The 17,257-nt window shown below is 72.3% G+C and carries 13 protein-coding genes; 8 read left to right on the plus strand and 5 right to left on the minus strand.

What is annotated here, in order from left to right; genetic code table 11:
• The first annotated feature begins 31 nt into the window (after nt 1-31).
• Together ACFYRY_RS32655 and ACFYRY_RS32660 are read left to right on the plus strand one after the other, a co-directional pair.
• Complete coding sequence (locus ACFYRY_RS32655) at nt 32-274, plus strand: hypothetical protein (RefSeq protein ID WP_389153748.1); 243 nt, start codon at nt 32-34, stop codon at nt 272-274.
• A 156-nt stretch (nt 275-430) separates the two neighbouring features.
• Nucleotides 431-1,003 carry a TIGR04222 domain-containing membrane protein gene (locus ACFYRY_RS32660; RefSeq protein ID WP_389153750.1) on the plus strand — a complete coding sequence of 191 codons (573 nt, stop codon included), beginning with the start codon at nt 431-433 and terminating at the stop codon, nt 1,001-1,003.
• 64 nt (nt 1,004-1,067) lie between these two features.
• On the opposite strand, the gene gcl is transcribed toward ACFYRY_RS32660, so the two are convergent.
• Entirely contained in the window at nt 1,068-2,852 is a 1,785-nt protein-coding gene (gcl, locus tag ACFYRY_RS32665) for a glyoxylate carboligase (RefSeq protein WP_389153753.1), read from the minus strand.
• Between the two features lie 156 nt (nt 2,853-3,008).
• Between gcl and ACFYRY_RS32670 the strand changes: the two genes are divergently transcribed.
• Nucleotides 3,009-3,740 (plus strand): hypothetical protein, encoded by a 732-nt coding sequence (locus ACFYRY_RS32670; protein WP_389153756.1) that lies wholly within the window; start codon nt 3,009-3,011, stop codon nt 3,738-3,740.
• A 16-nt stretch (nt 3,741-3,756) separates the two neighbouring features.
• Here the strand turns inward: ACFYRY_RS32670 and ACFYRY_RS32675 are convergent, their stop codons facing one another.
• Both ACFYRY_RS32675 and ACFYRY_RS32680 read right to left on the minus strand, forming a co-directional pair.
• Nucleotides 3,757-5,364, minus strand: coding sequence for an AMP-binding protein (locus ACFYRY_RS32675; protein WP_389153759.1), 1,608 nt, complete (start codon nt 5,362-5,364; stop codon nt 3,757-3,759).
• Nucleotides 5,361-7,031 (minus strand): AMP-binding protein, encoded by a 1,671-nt coding sequence (locus ACFYRY_RS32680; RefSeq protein WP_389153761.1) that lies wholly within the window; start codon nt 7,029-7,031, stop codon nt 5,361-5,363. The genes ACFYRY_RS32675 and ACFYRY_RS32680 overlap by 4 nt, the downstream gene beginning before the upstream one ends.
• A 114-nt stretch (nt 7,032-7,145) precedes the next feature.
• Here ACFYRY_RS32680 and ACFYRY_RS32685 point away from each other — a divergent pair, with 114 nt between their 5' ends.
• From ACFYRY_RS32685 to ACFYRY_RS32695, 3 genes are all read left to right on the plus strand, one after another.
• Nucleotides 7,146-8,015, plus strand: a complete 870-nt coding sequence (locus ACFYRY_RS32685) for a response regulator transcription factor (protein WP_389153763.1) — start codon at nt 7,146-7,148, stop codon at nt 8,013-8,015.
• A 167-nt stretch (nt 8,016-8,182) separates the two neighbouring features.
• Nucleotides 8,183-10,999, plus strand: coding sequence for an AAA family ATPase (locus ACFYRY_RS32690; protein ID WP_389153766.1), 2,817 nt, complete (start codon nt 8,183-8,185; stop codon nt 10,997-10,999).
• A gap of 248 nt (nt 11,000-11,247) precedes the next feature.
• On the plus strand, nt 11,248-12,036 hold the full coding sequence (locus ACFYRY_RS32695) for a S1 family peptidase (protein WP_389153769.1): 789 nt from the start codon (nt 11,248-11,250) through the stop codon (nt 12,034-12,036).
• Nucleotides 12,037-12,187: 151 nt separating this feature from the next.
• On the opposite strand, the gene ACFYRY_RS32700 is transcribed toward ACFYRY_RS32695, so the two are convergent.
• Nucleotides 12,188-13,315: a winged helix DNA-binding domain-containing protein gene (locus tag ACFYRY_RS32700; RefSeq protein ID WP_389153772.1), complete on the minus strand. Its 1,128-nt coding sequence runs from the start codon at nt 13,313-13,315 to the stop codon at nt 12,188-12,190.
• 118 nt (nt 13,316-13,433) lie between these two features.
• Nucleotides 13,434-14,450 (minus strand): hypothetical protein, encoded by a 1,017-nt coding sequence (locus tag ACFYRY_RS32705; protein ID WP_389153775.1) that lies wholly within the window; start codon nt 14,448-14,450, stop codon nt 13,434-13,436.
• Nucleotides 14,451-14,630: 180 nt separating this feature from the next.
• Here ACFYRY_RS32705 and ACFYRY_RS32710 point away from each other — a divergent pair, with 180 nt between their 5' ends.
• A complete protein-coding gene (locus ACFYRY_RS32710; RefSeq protein ID WP_389153777.1) occupies nt 14,631-14,903 on the plus strand; it encodes a heavy-metal-associated domain-containing protein in 273 nt (90 codons plus the stop codon).
• Nucleotides 14,904-14,984: 81 nt separating this feature from the next.
• The gene (locus ACFYRY_RS32715; RefSeq protein WP_389153779.1) at nt 14,985-17,255 is read left to right on the plus strand and encodes a heavy metal translocating P-type ATPase; all 2,271 of its coding nucleotides are present in this window, start codon (nt 14,985-14,987) and stop codon (nt 17,253-17,255) included.
• Nucleotides 17,256-17,257: the final 2 nt, after the last annotated feature.

Genomic DNA, 17,257 nt, shown 5'->3' on the forward strand with positions numbered 1-17,257 from the left:
GGCGGCGCCCCTTCCGCAGGAGCCTGGGGGCATGGCACCAGCACACCCGGCACACCACCCGCACATCGTGGTCCGTCCCCCGGCCCTGGACGGCTCCCGGCGGGTCACCGTGGACGCCGAGAACGTCGGGGTCGCCTCCCACCTGGACGACGTCGTGGAGCTTCTGCGTCTCGCCGATCTCGACCAGGTCGAGGTCGAGGAGCGCGACATCGTCGAATGGCAGGGCGGCGGCCCCGACGACTGGCCGGGACTGTCCGAGCACCCCGAACGGTGAGAGCGGCTACGGCAGCGGTCGTACGCCGACTACGGAACCCTCAAATCAACCTCTGAACCCGCGCCCGGAGGCTTCAACTGCCCCCGGGCGTGGGCACATTCTGGTCACACGGGGCCCGCCGGCACGGGGGCGGCGGACCCCGTGCCAGGGGGTGCCATGAACAGCGGTGCGACGGTCCGGCTCAAGCCGCACGAGGTCGCGCTGCTGCGGGGCGGTCCCCGCGCCGCCGTCACGGTCGCCGTGCTGGCCCTGCATTTGCTGGGGGCTGTCGAGGCCGGCCGACCGGGCACGGTACGGGTCTCGGGGGAGCCCGGCGGCGCGGGGCAGGCCCTGTCCCCGCTGTCCGATGCGGTGCTCGCGGCCCTTCAACAGCCCTCCGGGGTAGCCGAGTTGCTCGGCCGGACGGCCGTACGCCAGGCCCTGGACGAGGTCCGCGACAGCCTGCTGTCGGCCGGCTTGCTGCGTACCCTCCCGCCGCGCCGCACCCGCGCCGGGCGGCGCGCGCTCGACGCCCTGTACGCCGATCACCCGCTGCCGGCCGGCCGACGGGGTCTGTCCACGGAGGACACCCTGATGGCGGTGGCCCTGCACGGCGATCCGGCCCTGACCGTCCTCACGGCACGCTTCGCCCTTCGGGCCGGCCTGACCGCCCGCGCGGAGGTCGCGGGCAAGGGGCTGGTGCGGCACTCCGAACGTTCGCCGTACTCCTGCGGCGGTGTCACGGACTGAGGCCACGCCGAAAGGCGGCCGGACCTCCCCGGTGGGCCGCCCTTCGTGGGGTGACGGTCGGCTGTCAGACCTTCAGCGTCCTGATCGAGGTCGGGGCATGCGCCGGCTCGGTCGCGAGCTCCTCGAACTCGACGACCTCACTGATGTCGTTCGTCCTCGACATCGCGATGTTGGTGACCCGCTCCAGGATGGCCTCGACGACCACCGGGACCCGGTACTCGGCGGCGAGTTTCTTCGCCTGCTCGAAGGCCGCGCCCAGCTCGTTCGGGTCGGTCACCCGGATCGCCTTGCAGCCGAGGCCCTCGGCGACCTTGACGTGGTCGACGCCGTAGACCCCCAGCTCGGGCGAGTTGGTGTTCTCGAACTCCAGGTTGACCTGGAAGTCGATGTCGAACGCCAGCTGCGCCTGCCGGATCAGGCCCAGGTAGGAGTTGTTCAGCAGGACATGGACGTACGGGATCCGGTGCTGCGCCCCGACCGCCAGCTCCTCGATCATGAACTGGAAGTCGTAGTCGCCGGACAGGGCGACGACGGACGCCTGAGGGTCGGCCTTCGCCACGCCCAGCGCGGCGGGGACGGTCCAGCCCAGCGGGCCCGCCTGGCCGCAGTTGATCCAGTGCCGCGGCCGGTAGACGTGCAGCATCTGGGCGCCGGCGATCTGCGAGAGGCCGATCGTGGAGACGTACCGGGTCTGCGGTCCGAAGGCCCTGTTCATCTCCTCGTAGACGCGCTGCGGCTTGATCGGGATGTCGTCGAAGTGCGTACGGCGCTGGAGTGTCGCCTTCTTCTCCTGCGCGGCGGCGGCCCACTCGGAGCGGTCGGGCAGGCTGCCCGCGTCCCTCGACTCCCTCGCCACCGCCACGAACAGCTCCAGGGCGGCCTTGGCGTCGGAGGTGATGCCGTAGTCCGGGGCGAAGATCCTGCCGATCTGGGTGGGCTCGATGTCGACGTGGACGAATGTCCGGCCGGCCGTGTAGACGTCCAGCCTGCCGGTGTGGCGGTTGGCCCAGCGGTTGCCGATGCCGAGGACGAAGTCGGACTCCAGGAAGGTCGCGTTGCCGTGGCGGTGCGAGGTCTGCAGGCCCACCAGGCCGGCGTTGAGTTCATGGTCGTCGGGCAGGACACCCCAGCCCATCAGGGTCGGGACCACCGGGATGCCGGTCAACTCGGCGAACTCGACGAGGAGTTCGGCCGCGTCGGCGTTGACGACCCCGCCGCCGGCCACGATCAGCGGCCGGCGGGACGCGTTCAGCATCCCGATCGCCCTCTCGATCTGGGCGCGGGTCGCGGCGGGCTTGTAGGGCACGAGCGGCTCGTAGGTCTCGGGGTCGAACTCGATCTCGGTGAGCTGGACGTCGATCGGCAGGTCGATGAGGACCGGGCCGGGACGGCCGGAGCGCATGAGGTGGAAGGCCTGCTGGAAGACGCCCGGGACCTGCGCGGCCTCCAGGACGGTGGTCGCCCTCTTGGTCACCGGCTCGGCGATCGAGGCGATGTCGACGGCCTGGAAGTCCTCCTTGTGGATCACGGCCGTCGGGGCCTGGCCCGTGATGCACAGGATCGGGACGGAGTCGCCGGTCGCGGAGTACAGGCCGGTGATCATGTCGGTGCCGGCGGGGCCTGAGGTGCCGACGCAGACACCGATGTTGCCCGGGTGGGTGCGCGTGTAGCCCTCGGCCATGTGCGAGGCGCCCTCGACATGCCGGGCGAGGGTGTGGTGGATGCCGCCGGAGGCCTTGAGTGCCGCGTAGAAGGGGTTGATCGCCGCGCCGGGGACACCGAACGCGTCGGTGACGCCCTCACGCTTGAGGATCTCAACTGCCGCGCGGGCAGCGGTCATTCGAGCCATCAGTACTCCTGCTTCGGCTGCCGGATTCGCACTCCCGTCGCGCCCCGTCGCGAATACTTCCGTATTGTGGAAAGTAAATTCTGCGATCTGGAATTAATGTAAGTGGGCGGTCGAAGGCAGTCAAGAGACGGACAGGCGGGGGCATCCTGGAGGACGATGTGGGCCATGTCCGAGAGCGTTCCGCTGCGCTGCCCGGCCTGTCGGCGCGAGCATCTCTACGCGGCACCGTCGTATCCGTGCGCGTGCGGCGCACCCGTCACCCCGCACCTCGACCGGCGTGGGACGGCCACCGCCGTCACCCACCGCGCCTGGGAGGAGGAGTGGATCACCGTGCGCTGCGAGTCCTGCGGGCACGACGGCCAGTGGCCGCGTCCCGAGCTCGGCTGCCCGTGCGGGACGGTCCTGCGGGTCACGGTCGCGGGGGCGGTGGCCGAAGCGGTGGCCGGGACGGTGGCCGGGGCCGAGGCGCCCCCGGGCCCGGCCCCGGAAGCCCGTCCGGCACTCCGGCGCCCCTTCCAGCCCGTGGCGATCCGTACCGCCCGGGACGCGGTGACGGCGACCGCCCTGTATCTGCGCTGGCTCGGCTACCGGGACATCCGCCGCGCCGACCAGCGGCCGCCCTCCGGTATCGGCATCGCCGCGCGCGGTCTGCTGGCCCAGGTGGACCCGACCGTGCGGCCGGCCTCCGTGCGGGACGTGGAGTGCCTGTGGCTGACGGCCATGACGGAGTCCTCGCGCTGCGTCTACTTCTCCCTCGCCGGGTACGCGGACGACGCCCGCGGACGCGCCGACCGCCTGGGGGTTCCGTTGTTCGTGCTGGACCTCACCGGCACGCCCCGCGCGGTCAACGACATGGCGGACCAGCTCGACGCGTCGGGAACGGCGTGAGAGCCCGCTGGGAGAGTCAGTCCTCGGGGGTGGCGGGCGCGGCCCACTTCTCCCGCAGCTCCACCTTCCGCACCTTCCCGGACACCGTCATGGGAAAGGAGTCGAGGATCTGGAGCCGGCTGGGGATCTTGTAGTGCGCCAGCTCTCCCTCGCAGAAGGCCCGCAGCTCCTCCAGGGTGAGGGGGTCGGCCGGATCGCCCGGGATGACGCAGGCGAGGACCTCCTCGCCGTAGCGCTCGTGCGGTACGCCGACGACCTGGACGTCCGCGATCCTCGGATGGGTGTGGAGGAACTCCTCGATCTCGCGCGGGTAGATGTTCTCGCCACCCCGGATGATCATGTCCTTGATCCGGCCGACGATCTCGGCGTACCCGTCCTCCCGCATCACCGCGAGGTCACCGGTGTGCATCCAGCGGCCCGGGTCGATGGCCTCGGCGGTCTTCTCGGGTTCGTTCCAGTAGCCGAGCATCACGCTGTAGCCGCGGGTGCACAACTCACCGGCCGTGCCGCGTGGTTGGGTGACACCGGTGGCCGGGTCGACGACCTTGACCTCGACGTGCGGCAGGACCCGGCCCACCGTGGCCGTGCGGTGCTCCAGGTCGTCGTCCCGCCGCGTCTGCAGGGACACCGGTGACGTCTCCGTCATGCCGTAGCAGATGGAGACCTCCGCCATGTGCATCTCGGCGACCACCCGTTTCATCACCTCCACCGGGCAGGGCGAGCCGGCCATGATGCCGGTGCGCAGCGAGGAGAGGTCGTAGGTGGCGAAGTCGGGGAGGTTCAACTCCGCGATGAACATGGTGGGGACGCCGTACAGGGAGGTGCAGCCCTCCTGCTGGACCGCGCGCAGGGTGGCCGCGGGGTCGAAGGAGGGGGCGGGGATGACGATGCAGGCGCCGTGCGAGGTCGCGGCCAGATTGCCCATCACCATCCCGAAACAGTGGTAGAAGGGCACCGGTACGCAGATCCGGTCCTGTTCGGTGTAGCCCACCAAATCCCCCACGAAATAACCGTTGTTGAGGATGTTGTGGTGGGAGAGGGTGGCGCCCTTGGGGAAGCCGGTGGTGCCCGAGGTGTACTGGATGTTGATCGGGTCGTCGCAGGACAGGTCCTGGTGACGGGCCTCGGGGGTCGCGCGGGCGATCAGCGCCTCCCAGCTGGGGTCGCCGAAGTACGCCACCTCCCGCAACCGCGGGCAGCTGCCGCGTACTTGGTCGACCATGGCCCGGTAGTCGCTGGTCCGGTGGCTGAGGGAGGCGAAGAGCAGGGAGATGCCGGCCTGCTGGAGGACGTACTCGACCTCGTGGGTGCGGTAGGCCGGGTTGATGTTCACCATGATCGCGCCGACGCGGGCGGTGGCGTACTGGACGAGCACCCACTCGGGGCAGTTGACCGCCCAGATGCCCACCCGGTCGCCCTTGACGACGCCGCTCGCCAGCAGCGCGGACGCCAACCGGTCGACGTCCGCGGCGAATCGGGCGTACGTCCAGCGCCGTCCGGACGGCACGTCGACGAGGGCCTCGCGCTCCGGCCAGGCCGCGACCGCCCGGTCCAGGTTGGCGCCGATGGTGTCGCCGAGCAGGGCGGTCCGGCCGGTGCCATGGGTGTACGACGGCTCACTCACCGGAAGTCCTCCTCGCGGTACTCGGCGTCCGAACCCGCGGCCGTGGCCTCGCGCAGTTCGATGCGGCGGATCTTGCCGGATACGGTCTTGGGCAGCGGCGCGAACTCCAGGCGGCGGACGCGCTTGTAGGGCGCGAGGGCGCTGCGGGAGTGCTCGAACAGCACCTTCGCGGTGTCGGGGCCGGGCTCCCAGCCCTCCGCCAGCACCACGTAGGCCTTCGGGACGGCGAGCCGCAGCTCGTCCGGCGCGGGCACCACGGCCGCCTCCGCCACCGCTTCGTGCTCCAGCAGCGCGCTCTCCAGCTCGAAGGGGCTGATCTTGTAGTCGGAGGCCTTGAAGACGTCGTCGGCGCGGCCCACGTAGGTGATGTAGCCCTCGGCGTCGCGCGCGCCGATGTCCCCGGTGCGGTAGAAGCCGCCGGCCATCGCCTCGGTCGTGAGGTCGGCGTCGCCGTGGTAGCCGGTCATCAGGCCGACCGGCCGCGCGGACAGGTCGAGCGCGATCTCGCCCTCCGCCGCGCCGGGCGCGCCCGACACCGGGTCGAGGAGTTCGACGCGGTAGCCGGGGCTGGGCCGGCCCATGGAACCGGTCTTGAGGGGCTGCCCCGGGCTGTTGGAGACCTGGACCGCCGTCTCCGTCTGCCCGAAGCCGTCGCGGACGGTCACGCCCCAGGACCGGCGGACCTGCTCGATGACCTCGGGGTTGAGGGGCTCACCGGCCGCGACGATCTCGCGCGGCGGGACGCGCAGCTGGGTCAGGTCGGCCTGGATGAGCATCCGCCACACGGTCGGCGGGGCGCAGAACGTGCTCACGCCGGCGCGGTCCATCTCCGCCATCAGCCGGGCCGGGTCGAAGCGCGTGTAGTTGTGGATGAACACGGTCGCCTCCGCGTTCCACGGCGCGAACAGGTTCGACCAGGCGTGCTTGGCCCAGCCGGGCGAGGAGATGTTCAGGTGGACGTCGCCGGGCTTCAGGCCGATCCAGTACATGGTCGCCAGGTGCCCGATCGGGTACGAGGTGTGGGTGTGCTCGACGAGCTTGGGGCGGGCCGTCGTACCGGAGGTGAAGTACAGCATCAGCGGGTCGTCCGCGAGGGTCGGCCCGTCGGGCAGGAACTCCGCCGAGGAGGCGTACGCGTCCTCGTACGGCTGCCAGCCCTCCGGCACACCGCCGACGGCGGTGCGCGTGTAGTCGCCGGGCACGTCGTCGAACTTGCCGGCGTCCTCGGCGCGCACGAGGACGTGCCGCACGTTCCCGCGCTCGACCCGGTCGCGCAGGTCGGCGGGGCCGAGCAGCGGGGTCGCCGGGATGACGACGGCCCGCAGCTTCATGGCGGCGAGCGCCGTCTCCCACAGCTCGGCCTGGTTGCCCAGCATGACCAGGATCCGGTCCTCGGCGCCCACCCCGCGCTCACGCAGCAGGTTCGCGACGCGGTTGGACCGTTCGGACATCTCGGCGAAGGAGAGGCGGACCTCGGAGCCGTCCTCCTCGACGATGTGCAGGGCGGTCCGGTCGTTCCCGTGCGCGATCTCGTCGAACCAGTCGAGGGCCCAGTTGAAGTGCCGGGGGCGGGGCCACTCGAAGCCCTCGTACGCCGTGGTGTAGTCCTCGCGGTGTTCCAGCAGGAAGTCCCGCGCGCTGCGGAACAGCTCCGTGGCCGATGTCATCTGTCCTCCTGGGTGCCGGACCATTGCCGGGCGGTGGTCTGCCATCGTGTAATCCGTGATGCAAGCCTCACTACCCCCGAACGGGGGTGTGTGCCGCAACAAAGGGGCGAGCAGGTGACGGCAGAGGTGTCGCAGTCCGCGGAGATCCGCAGCGCGCTGGTGCGGCTGCGGCGTACGACCGGGCTCCCGGTGGCCTTCGGCGGCCTGGTGGAGTCCCGCCTGAGGCAGATGCGCATCAGCGAACTGAACGGCACGGCCACGCCCGCCCTCAGCGCGCTCGCGGTGACCTCCGGCAACGGCCTGGGCGGCCGGGCGGTGGCGCTGGGCCGCCCGTGCGCGGTGACGGACTACTCCTGCTCGCGGCAGATCAGCCACGAGTACGACACCGCGGTCGCCGCCGAGGGCCTGCGCTCGGTGCTGGCCGTGCCCGTGGTGGTGCGGCGCCGGGTGCGTGGTGTGCTCTACGGCGCCCTGCGCGACGCCCGGCCGCTCGGTGACCGCATGCTCGGCGCGGCCGTGGACGCCGCGCGGGACGTGGAGCAGGCGCTGGTCGTCGCGGACGAGGCGCGGGATCTGGTGATCGCCGCGCGAGCCGGGCCGGGCCGGGCCGCCGGCCAGGACTCCGCTCGGGACTCAGCGGCGTGGGAACAGGTCCGGGAGGCGCATGCGGCGCTGCGGGCCCTGGCCCCGCGGATCGCGGACCCGGCGCTGCGGACGGAGCTGCTGGACGCCTGCGGACTGCTGACCGCGGGGACCGGTCCCGCCGCGGGAACCGGGCCTGCCGAAGCGGCGGGGCCGGCACCTCGCGAGGTGGATGTGCTGGCCTGCGTCGCGGCCGGGGCGACGAACGCCGTGGCCGCCGAACGGCTGGGAGTGACCGCCGAGACGGTCAAGGGGTACCTCCGGTCGGCGATGCGGAAGCTCGGGGCACGGACCCGCGGCGAGGCGGTCGTCGCCGCACGTCGGGCCGGGTGGTTGCCGTAGGCGGCCGGGAGACCACGGCGGCCGGATCCGTCGGCGGGCCATTCAGGCGTGACGGCGCTGAATTTCTCTCTGCCCCCATGTTGTTATTTCCCTCACCACCGCGTTTCGGCCGAATTCCATTGTCCGTTGCCTAATATTGGCCCGGACACGACACACGGAGGGGAGCGGTGACCGTGCGACGGGACTTCAAGGAGCCTGCCCGATGCCGCCCCGATCTGCTGATCGGCACGGAGGAGCTGTTCACGGCCGCGCGTGAGCAGCTCGTTCGCGGCGGCAGCGTACTGCTCCACGGCCCGGCCGGAATAGGAAAGTCGACGGTGCTGCGGAGTTTGGCCGCCGAATACTCCGGCACGGCGGGCACCGTCCTGCGCTGTTCCGCCACCGAGTCCGAATCCCACCTCCCCTTCCTGGCCCTGGCGGATCTGCTGGGCCTGGTCGTCGACGAGGTGGCCGGCCGGCTGCCCGCGGCCCAGCGCACCGCCCTGGAGTCGGCGCTCACCGGCCGCGGCGAGTCCACCCTCCAGCGCGACGGGCTGGCGCTGCGGCTGGCCGTCCTGTCCGCGCTGCGCGCACTCGCCGCCAAGGGCCCCGTCCTGGTCGTCGCGGACGACCTGCAGTGGTTGGATCCGGCCAGCGCGGAGCTCCTCGGCTTCGCCGCCCGACGCCTGGGCGACACCCCCGTCCAGCTGCTGTGCGCGGTGCGGACCGACGGGCAGGAGTACGACCGACATCTACGCGCGTTGCCCCCGGACAGCGTGGCGGTCCGGCTCAACCCGCTGTCCCGCACCCACGTGTCCGAGCTGTTGATCCAGCGCGGCTACACGGGTCTGCCGCGCTCCACCGTCCGGGACATCCACCGCACCAGCGGCGGCAACCCGCTGTTCGCGCTGGAACTGGGCCGGGCGCTGACCGAGAACCCGACCCGGCCCCGTCCCGGCGAGCCGCTGCCGGTGCCCACCTCACTGCGGGCCCTGGTGCTCAACCGGCTGGAGATGCTCTCCGGCGAGGCCCGTCGCACCCTGCTGGTGGCCAGCGCGGGCGCCCGCCCCACGCTGGCGCTGCTGCACGCGGCCGGCCGGGACAACGCCGAGGCGGAGACGGCGCAGGCGGCGGCCCTGGGTCTGCTGGCGACGGAGCCGGAGGGGCCCGCCGTACGGTTCGCGCATCCGCTGATCTCGGCGGCGCTGTACGCGGAGGCGCCCGCGCAGGAGCGGCGGGCCGCGCACGCCGCGCTGTCCACGGCGGCCTCCGACCCCATCGAGCGGGCCCGGCATCTCGCGCTGGCGACCACCGGAACCGACCCTGAGGTGGCGGCCCGGCTCGCCGAGGCCGCCACCCAGGCCCGGGACCGCGGCGCCCCCTCGATGGCCGCGTCGCTCGGACTGCTGGCCGCCCGGCACACCCCGGCGGACACCGTGCCCGGGCCGGACGAGCGCCGGTTGCAGGCCGCCGAGGACGCGATCACCGCCGGGGAGGTGGACCTGGCACGGGACATCGCCCGGGAGGTGCTGACCCGGGCGACCGTGCCCGCGGACCGGGTACGGGCCTGGATGGTGGTGATCGAGTCCGCCGGGCAGGCCCTCGGGGACGTCGACGCCGTCTTCCCGCAGGCGCTGGCCGACGCGGGCGACGACCCCCGACTGCTCGCCCTGGTCCACTACCAGCTGGCCTGGCGGGGCCTGGTCGTCCAGGGAGACTTCGCGGAGGGCCGGGAGCAGGCCGCGCACGCGGCTCAGCTGGCCGCGCGGGCCGGGGACCGGCGCACCGAACTGCTGGCGCTCGCCTTCCAGGCCCAGACGGAGACCCTGATGGGTCATCCCGACGCCCCCGCGACCATCAACCGGGCGCTCACCGAACCCCAGGACCCGCAGGTCGCGTGTCATCACAACGGGCCGGGCCTGACCCGCTTCCGCTGGCTGCTGATGAGCGACCAGCTGGCCGAGGCCCGCACCACCGTGACGGCGCTGCTGCGCGAGGTGCGGCGGCGCGGCATGGTCGAGAGCGAGGTGCACTTCCTGCGGCTGGTCGCCGAGACGGAACTGCGCTCCGGGCACTGCGGCCGGGCCCTCGACCTGGCCCGGGAGAGCCTGCGGCTGGCCCGCGACTCCGGGATCGGCGAGGTGGCCTCCGCGCTGCTCACCTCGTTCGCGGAGGCGGCCGGCGGGGACGTCGACCGAGCGCTGGCGCTGGCCCGGGAGGCCGCGGACCACGCCGAGGTGGACGGCGACCAGATGTACGTCTCGCGGGCCCTGGCCGCCCTCGGTCACGCCCAGCTGGTGGCCGGGGACGCCCCGGGGGCGGTCCGGTCGTTGCGCCGGGTACGGGAGCTGGAGCTCGGGCTCGGCATCACCGACCCGGCGCGCGGGCGCTGGCACGGTGACCTCGCCGAAGCCCTCGTCGGCACGGGTGAGCTCGCCGAGGCGCAGGACCTCATCACGGTGACCCGCGAACACGCGTTGCGGCTGCGCCGCGAGTGCGTGCTCGCCGTACTGGACCGCGCGGAGGCGCTGGTGCGGGCGGCCCGCGGCCAACACGAGGCCGCTCTCGGGCAGTTGACCTCGGCGCAGGACCGGCTCGCCAAGCTGGGCTACGGCCTGGAGGAGGCGCGGGCCGCGTTCGCGCTGGCCGCGCTGCGCACCCGGCGGCCGGGGCCGACGTCGTACGACGAGGCGGCGCGGCTGTTCCGGCGCTGCCGGGCGCTGCCCTGGCTGCGGCAGGTGGAGGCCGCGACGGTGCCGCCGCCGGCCGAACCGGCCGTGGTCCCCGCCCCCGCCCCCGCCCTGGAGGCGCTGGACGGACTGGCCGCGATGGAGCGTCAGGTCGCCGCGCTGGTCATGGAGGGCGCCACCAACCGGGAGATAGCCGGGCGGCTGTTCATCAGCGTCAAGACGGTGGAGGCGACGTTGACCCGCGTCTACCGCAAGCTCGGGATCCGCTCGCGGGTCGACATCGTCAGACTGGCGGCGGGCCGCCGTACGCCGTGAGCGCGTGAGCGGTAAGCCCTGTGGTTTCGGGGATGTTTCGGCGTCCCACGCGGTGTTTCGGACGGGGCCGACCGAGGGTTTTCCCTGCCCAACTCCCTTAGGGGGTTCCCTCATTGGGGAGGGGAACTTGCGGGTTCTAGCGTAAGCGACATGCCGCTCGCCCGGTCATACGGGGGTCGGTTCCAAGGCCCCCGTGCACAACCCCCCACCCGCGCGACCTCCACCGGCAACCCCCACTGAGGAGACTCATGTTCGGGCTCCACCGCGCCAAGAAGTCCGCCGCCGTCCTGGTGGCCACCGCTGCCGCCGCCACGACCGCGCTGATCGGCTCCCCCGCAGCCGCCGCTCCCCAGCCCATCGTGGGCGGCACCACGACCACGACGACCGCCTACCCGTTCATGATGCAGATCACGGACGCCTCGCAGAACCAGTTCTGCGGCGGCACCCTGGTCTCCCCCACCAAGGTCGTCACCGCGGCGCACTGCATGGTCGGCGAAACCACCAGCAGCGTCCGTGTGGTGGGTGGCCGCACCTACCTCAACGGCACCAACGGCACGGTCAGCAGAGTCAGCAAGATCTGGGTCCATCCCGGTTACACGGACGCCACCAACGGCGACGACGTGGCCGTGCTGACGCTGTCGACGTCGATGCCGTACACCACGGCACCGTACGTCTCCTCGTCCCAGACGAGCGTCTACGCGGCCGGTACCACCGCCCGCATCGTGGGCTGGGGCACCACGTCCTCGAACGGCAGCTCCTCCAACCAACTGCGCACCGCGACCGTGCCGACGGTCTCCGACAGCAGTTGTGCGAGTTCCTACGGCTCCGACTTCGTCGCGAGCGACATGGTCTGCGCCGGATACACCTCCGGCGGCGTCGACACCTGCCAGGGCGACAGCGGCGGCCCCTTCCTCATCGGAGGCGTCCTGGCAGGGATCACTTCTTGGGGCGAGGGCTGTGCCGAGGCGGGTTACCCGGGCATCTACACCCGGCTGACCACCTTCTCCAGCCTCGTGACGGCACAGGTCAACTCGTAGCCAGGAAGGTTCTCCTGAGGATTCCTCAGGTGCAGTACCAGGGGTGGGGGGGGGGGGGGGGGGGGGGGGGGGCCCCCCCCCCCCCCCCCCCCCCCCCCCACCCCTGTTCCATGTCCGCCGTTCCGCCGTTCCGCCGTTCCGATGTGGGCCTCTATCGGATGACGGTGCCGAACCGGATGTCGTACGACGACTCCGGGTGCAGCACGCTCAACAGGTACTCCCCCTCCTCGGTCACCGCGCGACGCTGGTCCCTGGTGAGGCGGCCGAAGGGCTCGATGACGAGGTGGTCGTCCTCGATTCTCCACACGCCCGCCAGGAATCCGTCGACCAGGAGGGTGCGATGGGCCTGGTTGCCCTGCCAGGCGCGGCCCCAGTGCTCCGGAGGGACGACCCGGGTGCGGTCGGCGTGGGAGAGGAGCAGGTTGTCGAACTCCGGGAGGAAGCGGGGCGGGGCCGGGGTGTCCGGGGCGGGTCGGGGCGCGTCCGGGAGGTCGAAGAGTTCGGTGCCCTGTTCGTCGCGGAAGGTGACCAGGTCCGGGCGGAGGCGTTCGAAGGCGTCCCGCAGGCGGGTCAGGCCGGCCCAGGTCTGCATGTCCTTGACGGACGCCGGGCCGAACGCGGCCAGGTAGCGCAGGACGGTGGCGTCCGGGGTGGGCGTCGGCTCGGTGGGGCGGCCCAGCCAGTGCTCGGCGGTGGTGAGGGCGACCTGGCCGCTGCGTTCCCACAGTCCGCGCGGGGTCACCTGGACCAGCGGCAGCTTGCAGCGGGCGGCGATCGCGAGGGCCTGCGGATCGGCGTCCGGCCAGACGGCGAGCAGCGCCTCACGCAACTGCTTCATGGTGCGCGGCTCGGCCTCGACGAGGTCCCGGGCGAGCGCGGCCAGCCGGTCGAGGTCGACACCCTGAAGTCCCCTGCGGAAGGTGGTGAGTTCGCGGTCCCGGGCGGGCTGCACCAGGGGACGCAGGGTGAGGCAGTCGGCGGCGGTGTGGGTGTGGATGGTCGAGCGCATGGTGACGATGCGCACCACCGCACGGTCGGCCATCAGCCCGGACAGCTCACCCGGGGTGAAGCCGTCGAGGCGGGCGGCGAGGGCGTAGTACGGGGGCTTCACGTTCTGCGCCTGGAGTCCCAGCAGGTGCTCGACGGCGGCCTCGGCGGACAGCGGAGCGCGGCGCAGCAGCAGTTGCCGCTCCAGGGTGGCCCGGTTGAGGGCCCGGGTGTCGAGCACCGGCACCCCGGCCGCCGACCGCGGGGTGTTCCGCTTCGTCGTCTTCGTCATGTCGGGCACGCTAGCGGTGATCGCGGACAGGTTCCGTCCGCGACTCCCACTCCCTTCGGTCCGCGACCACCGCTCCAGAGGCTCCGGGCACGCTGATCACCTCGGCCGACCGCGTTGATCAGTGTCCGTGCGGCGACGACTCGTCGGAGGTCCCCGACCCTGCCTCCGGCGTCGCCTCCGCCTCGGCGCCCGGGCCCGCGGCCTGGGCACGCACCGTGAAGGCGGCGGTGCGGACCTTGCCCTCGTGCTTGAAGTCCAGGAACAGCCGGTAGGCGCCCTCGCTGGGCGCGGTCGCCGTGAAGGACACGTCGGGGCCGGGCCGGGTCCTGCCGTCGCCGGGCTCGCCGTTGGGGTGGACGTGCAGGTAGGCGAGGTCCCCGGAGCGCAGGGCGACCAGGTGGCCGTATGCGCCGAGGTAGGGCTGGAGGTCGCGGACCGGCTTGCCGTCCTTGGTGACGGTCAGGTCGAGTTCGCCGGCCTTGCCGGGGGTCAGGGCGCCCTTCAGTGCGACGTCGTAGCCGTCCACCGTCGCCGTGGTGTTCTGCTCGGGAAGCGTGTGGGGCTCGTAGGCGCCGGAGACCGCGAGGTCGGCACCGAGGGTGAGCCCTTCTCCGCCCTTGGGCGTGAAGTCGGCGAAGACCCGGTAGCCGCCGGCTTCGGGGAGTTCCACGGGAGTGGACCAGGTGCCGTCGGCCGCCCGGGTGGGATGCAGATGACGGTAGGTCGTCAGGTCGCGTGAGGCGACGATCAGATGCAGTTCCTTGTCGTGCTCCCGCTCGTAGGCCGACACCTGCCGTCCCGTCGACCCCTGCACGACCGCGAAGCGCAGCTGTGCCTTCTTGTCGGCCTCGAGGCGCGGGGTCTTCAGGTCGAGGGTGTAGCCGCCGTCCGAGATCTGCAGGCCCCCGGGCGGGGCCGCCGTCGCACTCGCTTCCGCACGCTGCCGGGCGTCCGGCTCGTGGCCCGGTTCATGACCGCCGCCCTGTTCGGCGCGGGCGCCCCCGGCGTGCTTCCCGTGAGCGGCGCTCGCCGGCTCGGGCGAGATCTCGCCGACACCGCTGCCGACGCCGTACGCGGTGCCGAAGGTCGCGGCGAGGGCGGCGGCGAAAACTGTGATCCGCAGTCCGGTGTTCATGTCTCGCACTCCTCGATCTCCCAGCCGCCCGGTCTGGCGGCCTCCACACACCTCAACATACCCCCAGGGGGTACCAAGTCAAGCCGGGACCCCGCTTGCGTTCGATACGGGCGGGGGGTATACAGGAAGCCGATACGGATACCCCGCCGGGGTATCCAGCCCGCCCAAGATGGAGGAACCGTGTCGGACTGCTGCACCCCGGACGGAAGCTGCCACACCCAGACCGAGACCAAGACCGTTTACAAGGTCGACGGCGTCGGCAGCGCTCACTGCCAGGGCATCGTCGCCAAGGCCGTCGGAGGCCTGGACGAGGTCAAGGCGGTCGAGGTCGAGATCGGCACCGGCCTGGTCACCGTGACGACCGCCGCCGAGCCCGGCGAGGAGCTCGACAAGCTGATCGCCGACACCGTCGACGAGGCCGGCTACGACTTCGCCGGCCGCGCGGCCGTCTGAGCCGCCCCACCCGGGGTGGGGCGGCGTCCGCGCCCCACCCCCCGTTTTCCGTGTCGCGTCCGTGAGCTGCGAGGAGCAGACATGACCACCACCACGCCCGGCGCCGCCGAGGTCGAACTCGCCATCGGCGGCATGACCTGCGCCTCGTGCGCCGCCCGGATCGAGAAGAAGCTCAACCGCATGGACGGGGTCGAGGCCACCGTCAACTACGCCACCGAGAAGGCGAAGGTCACCTTCAGCGAGGACATCGCCGTCACCGACCTGATCGCCACCGTAGAGGCCACCGGCTACACCGCCCGGGAACCCGAGCGGGCCCCCGGGCGCGGCGGATCCGGGCCCGGCTCGGCCGAGGAAGAGGCGGAGGCCGACGAACTGCGGCCGCTGCGCCAGCGGTTGATCACCGCGGTCGCGCTCGCGGTTCCGGTGATCGCGATGGCGATGGCTCCCGCCCTGCAGTTCGAATTCTGGCAGTGGCTGTCGCTGACGCTGGCGGCGCCCGTGGTGACGTACGCCGCCTGGCCCTTCCACAAGGCGGCCTGGACCAACGCCCGGCACGGCGCGGCGACCATGGACACGCTGATCTCGGTCGGTACGACGGCGGCGTTCCTGTGGTCGCTGTGGGCGCTGTTCTTCGGCACGGCGGGCACACCCGGCATGACGCACCCCTTCGAGTTCACCATCGCCCGCACCGACGGCGCCGGGAACATCTACCTGGAGGCCGCCGCCGGCGTCACCGCGTTCATCCTCGCCGGGCGGTACTTCGAGGCCCGCTCCAAGCGGAAGGCGGGCGCGGCGCTGAAGGCGCTCATGGAACTCGGCGCGAAGGAGGTCACCGTCCTGCGCGGCGGCCGCGAAGAGCGCGTCCCGGTCGCGGAGTTGAAGGTGGGCGACCGGTTCCTGGTCCGCCCCGGGGAGAAGATCGCCACCGACGGCACGGTCGTCGAGGGCTCCTCCGCCGTCGACGCCTCCATGCTCACCGGTGAGTCCGTGCCCGTCGAGGTCGCGGCCGGTGACGGTGTCACCGGCGCCACCCTCAACGCCGGCGGCCGACTGGTCGTGGAGGCCACCCGGGTCGGTTCCGACACCCAACTCGCCCGCATGGCCAAGCTGGTGGAGGACGCGCAGAACGGCAAGGCGGCCGCCCAGCGGCTCGCGGACAAGATCTCCGCGGTCTTCGTGCCGGTCGTGATCGCCCTCGCGCTCGGCACCCTGGGCTTCTGGCTCGGCAACGGCGCGGGCCTGACCGCGGCCTTCACCGCGGCCGTGGCGGTGCTGATCATCGCCTGCCCGTGCGCCCTGGGCCTGGCCACCCCGACCGCGCTCATGGTCGGCACGGGGCGCGGCGCCCAGCTGGGCATCCTCATCAAGGGCCCGGAGGTCCTGGAGTCCACCCGCAAGGTCGACACCATCGTCCTCGACAAGACCGGCACCGTCACCACCGGCCGGATGACCCTGCTCGCCGTGCACACCGCGGACGGGACGGACGAGGACGAGGCACTGCGTCTCGCGGGCGCCCTGGAGCACTCCTCGGAGCACCCCATCGCCCAGGCGGTCGCCGCGGGCGCCGCCGCCCGTGTGGGCTCCCTGCCCGCCCCGGAGGACTTCGCCAACCTCGCGGGACTGGGTGTCCAGGGCATCGTGGAGGGCCACGCCGTCCTGGTCGGCCGGCTCAAGCTGCTGGACGAATGGGCCATCACCCTCCCCGTGGGGCTGGAGCGCGCCAAGGCCGAGGCCGAGGCCGCCGGGCGCACCGCCATCGCGGTCGCGTGGGACGGCGAGGCCCGTGCCGTCCTCGAGGTCGCCGACGCCGTCAAGGAGACCAGCCCGGAAGCGATCCGGCGGCTGCGTGCCCTCGGTCTCACGCCCATGCTGCTGACCGGCGACAACAGGACGGTCGCGGAGTCCGTCGCGACCGAGGTCGGCATCGACCGGGAGCATGTGATCGCCGAGGTCATGCCTCAGGACAAGGTGGACGTCGTCAAGCGCCTCCAGGGCGAGGGCCGTTCGGTCGCCATGGTCGGCGACGGCGTCAACGACGCCGCCGCGCTCGCCCAGGCCGACCTCGGTCTGGCGATGGGCACCGGCACCGACGCCGCCATCGAGGCCGGCGACCTGACCCTGGTACGCGGAGACCTCAGGGCGGCGGCGGACGCCATCCGGCTGTCCCGCAGGACGCTCGGCACCATCAGGTCCAACCTGTTCTGGGCCTTCGCCTACAACGTCGCCGCCCTCCCCCTCGCCGCCTCCGGGCTCCTCAACCCGATGATCGCCGGAGCGGCGATGGCGTTCTCCTCGGTGTTCGTGGTCGGCAACAGCCTCCGCCTGCGCGGCTTCAAGCCCACCGACCGATGAGC

This window comes from Streptomyces sp. NPDC005263 (assembly GCF_042872365.1).
GTDB lineage: Bacteria > Actinomycetota > Actinomycetes > Streptomycetales > Streptomycetaceae > Streptomyces.

Excerpts from the sequence above, each read along its gene's own strand:
- ACFYRY_RS32670 (WP_389153756.1), top strand. The coding sequence starts at position 3,009 with ATGTGGGCCATGTCCGAGAGCGTTCCGCTGCGCTGCCCGGCCTGTCGG.
- ACFYRY_RS32705 (WP_389153775.1), bottom strand. The coding sequence starts at position 14,450 with ATGAACACCGGACTGCGGATCACAGTTTTCGCCGCCGCCCTCGCCGCG.
- gcl (WP_389153753.1), bottom strand. The coding sequence starts at position 2,852 with ATGGCTCGAATGACCGCTGCCCGCGCGGCAGTTGAGATCCTCAAGCGT.
- ACFYRY_RS32655 (WP_389153748.1), top strand. The coding sequence starts at position 32 with ATGGCACCAGCACACCCGGCACACCACCCGCACATCGTGGTCCGTCCC.
- ACFYRY_RS32660 (WP_389153750.1), top strand. The coding sequence starts at position 431 with ATGAACAGCGGTGCGACGGTCCGGCTCAAGCCGCACGAGGTCGCGCTG.
- ACFYRY_RS32680 (WP_389153761.1), bottom strand. The coding sequence starts at position 7,031 with ATGACATCGGCCACGGAGCTGTTCCGCAGCGCGCGGGACTTCCTGCTG.
- ACFYRY_RS32715 (WP_389153779.1), top strand. The coding sequence starts at position 14,985 with ATGACCACCACCACGCCCGGCGCCGCCGAGGTCGAACTCGCCATCGGC.
- ACFYRY_RS32695 (WP_389153769.1), top strand. The coding sequence starts at position 11,248 with ATGTTCGGGCTCCACCGCGCCAAGAAGTCCGCCGCCGTCCTGGTGGCC.
- ACFYRY_RS32700 (WP_389153772.1), bottom strand. The coding sequence starts at position 13,315 with ATGACGAAGACGACGAAGCGGAACACCCCGCGGTCGGCGGCCGGGGTG.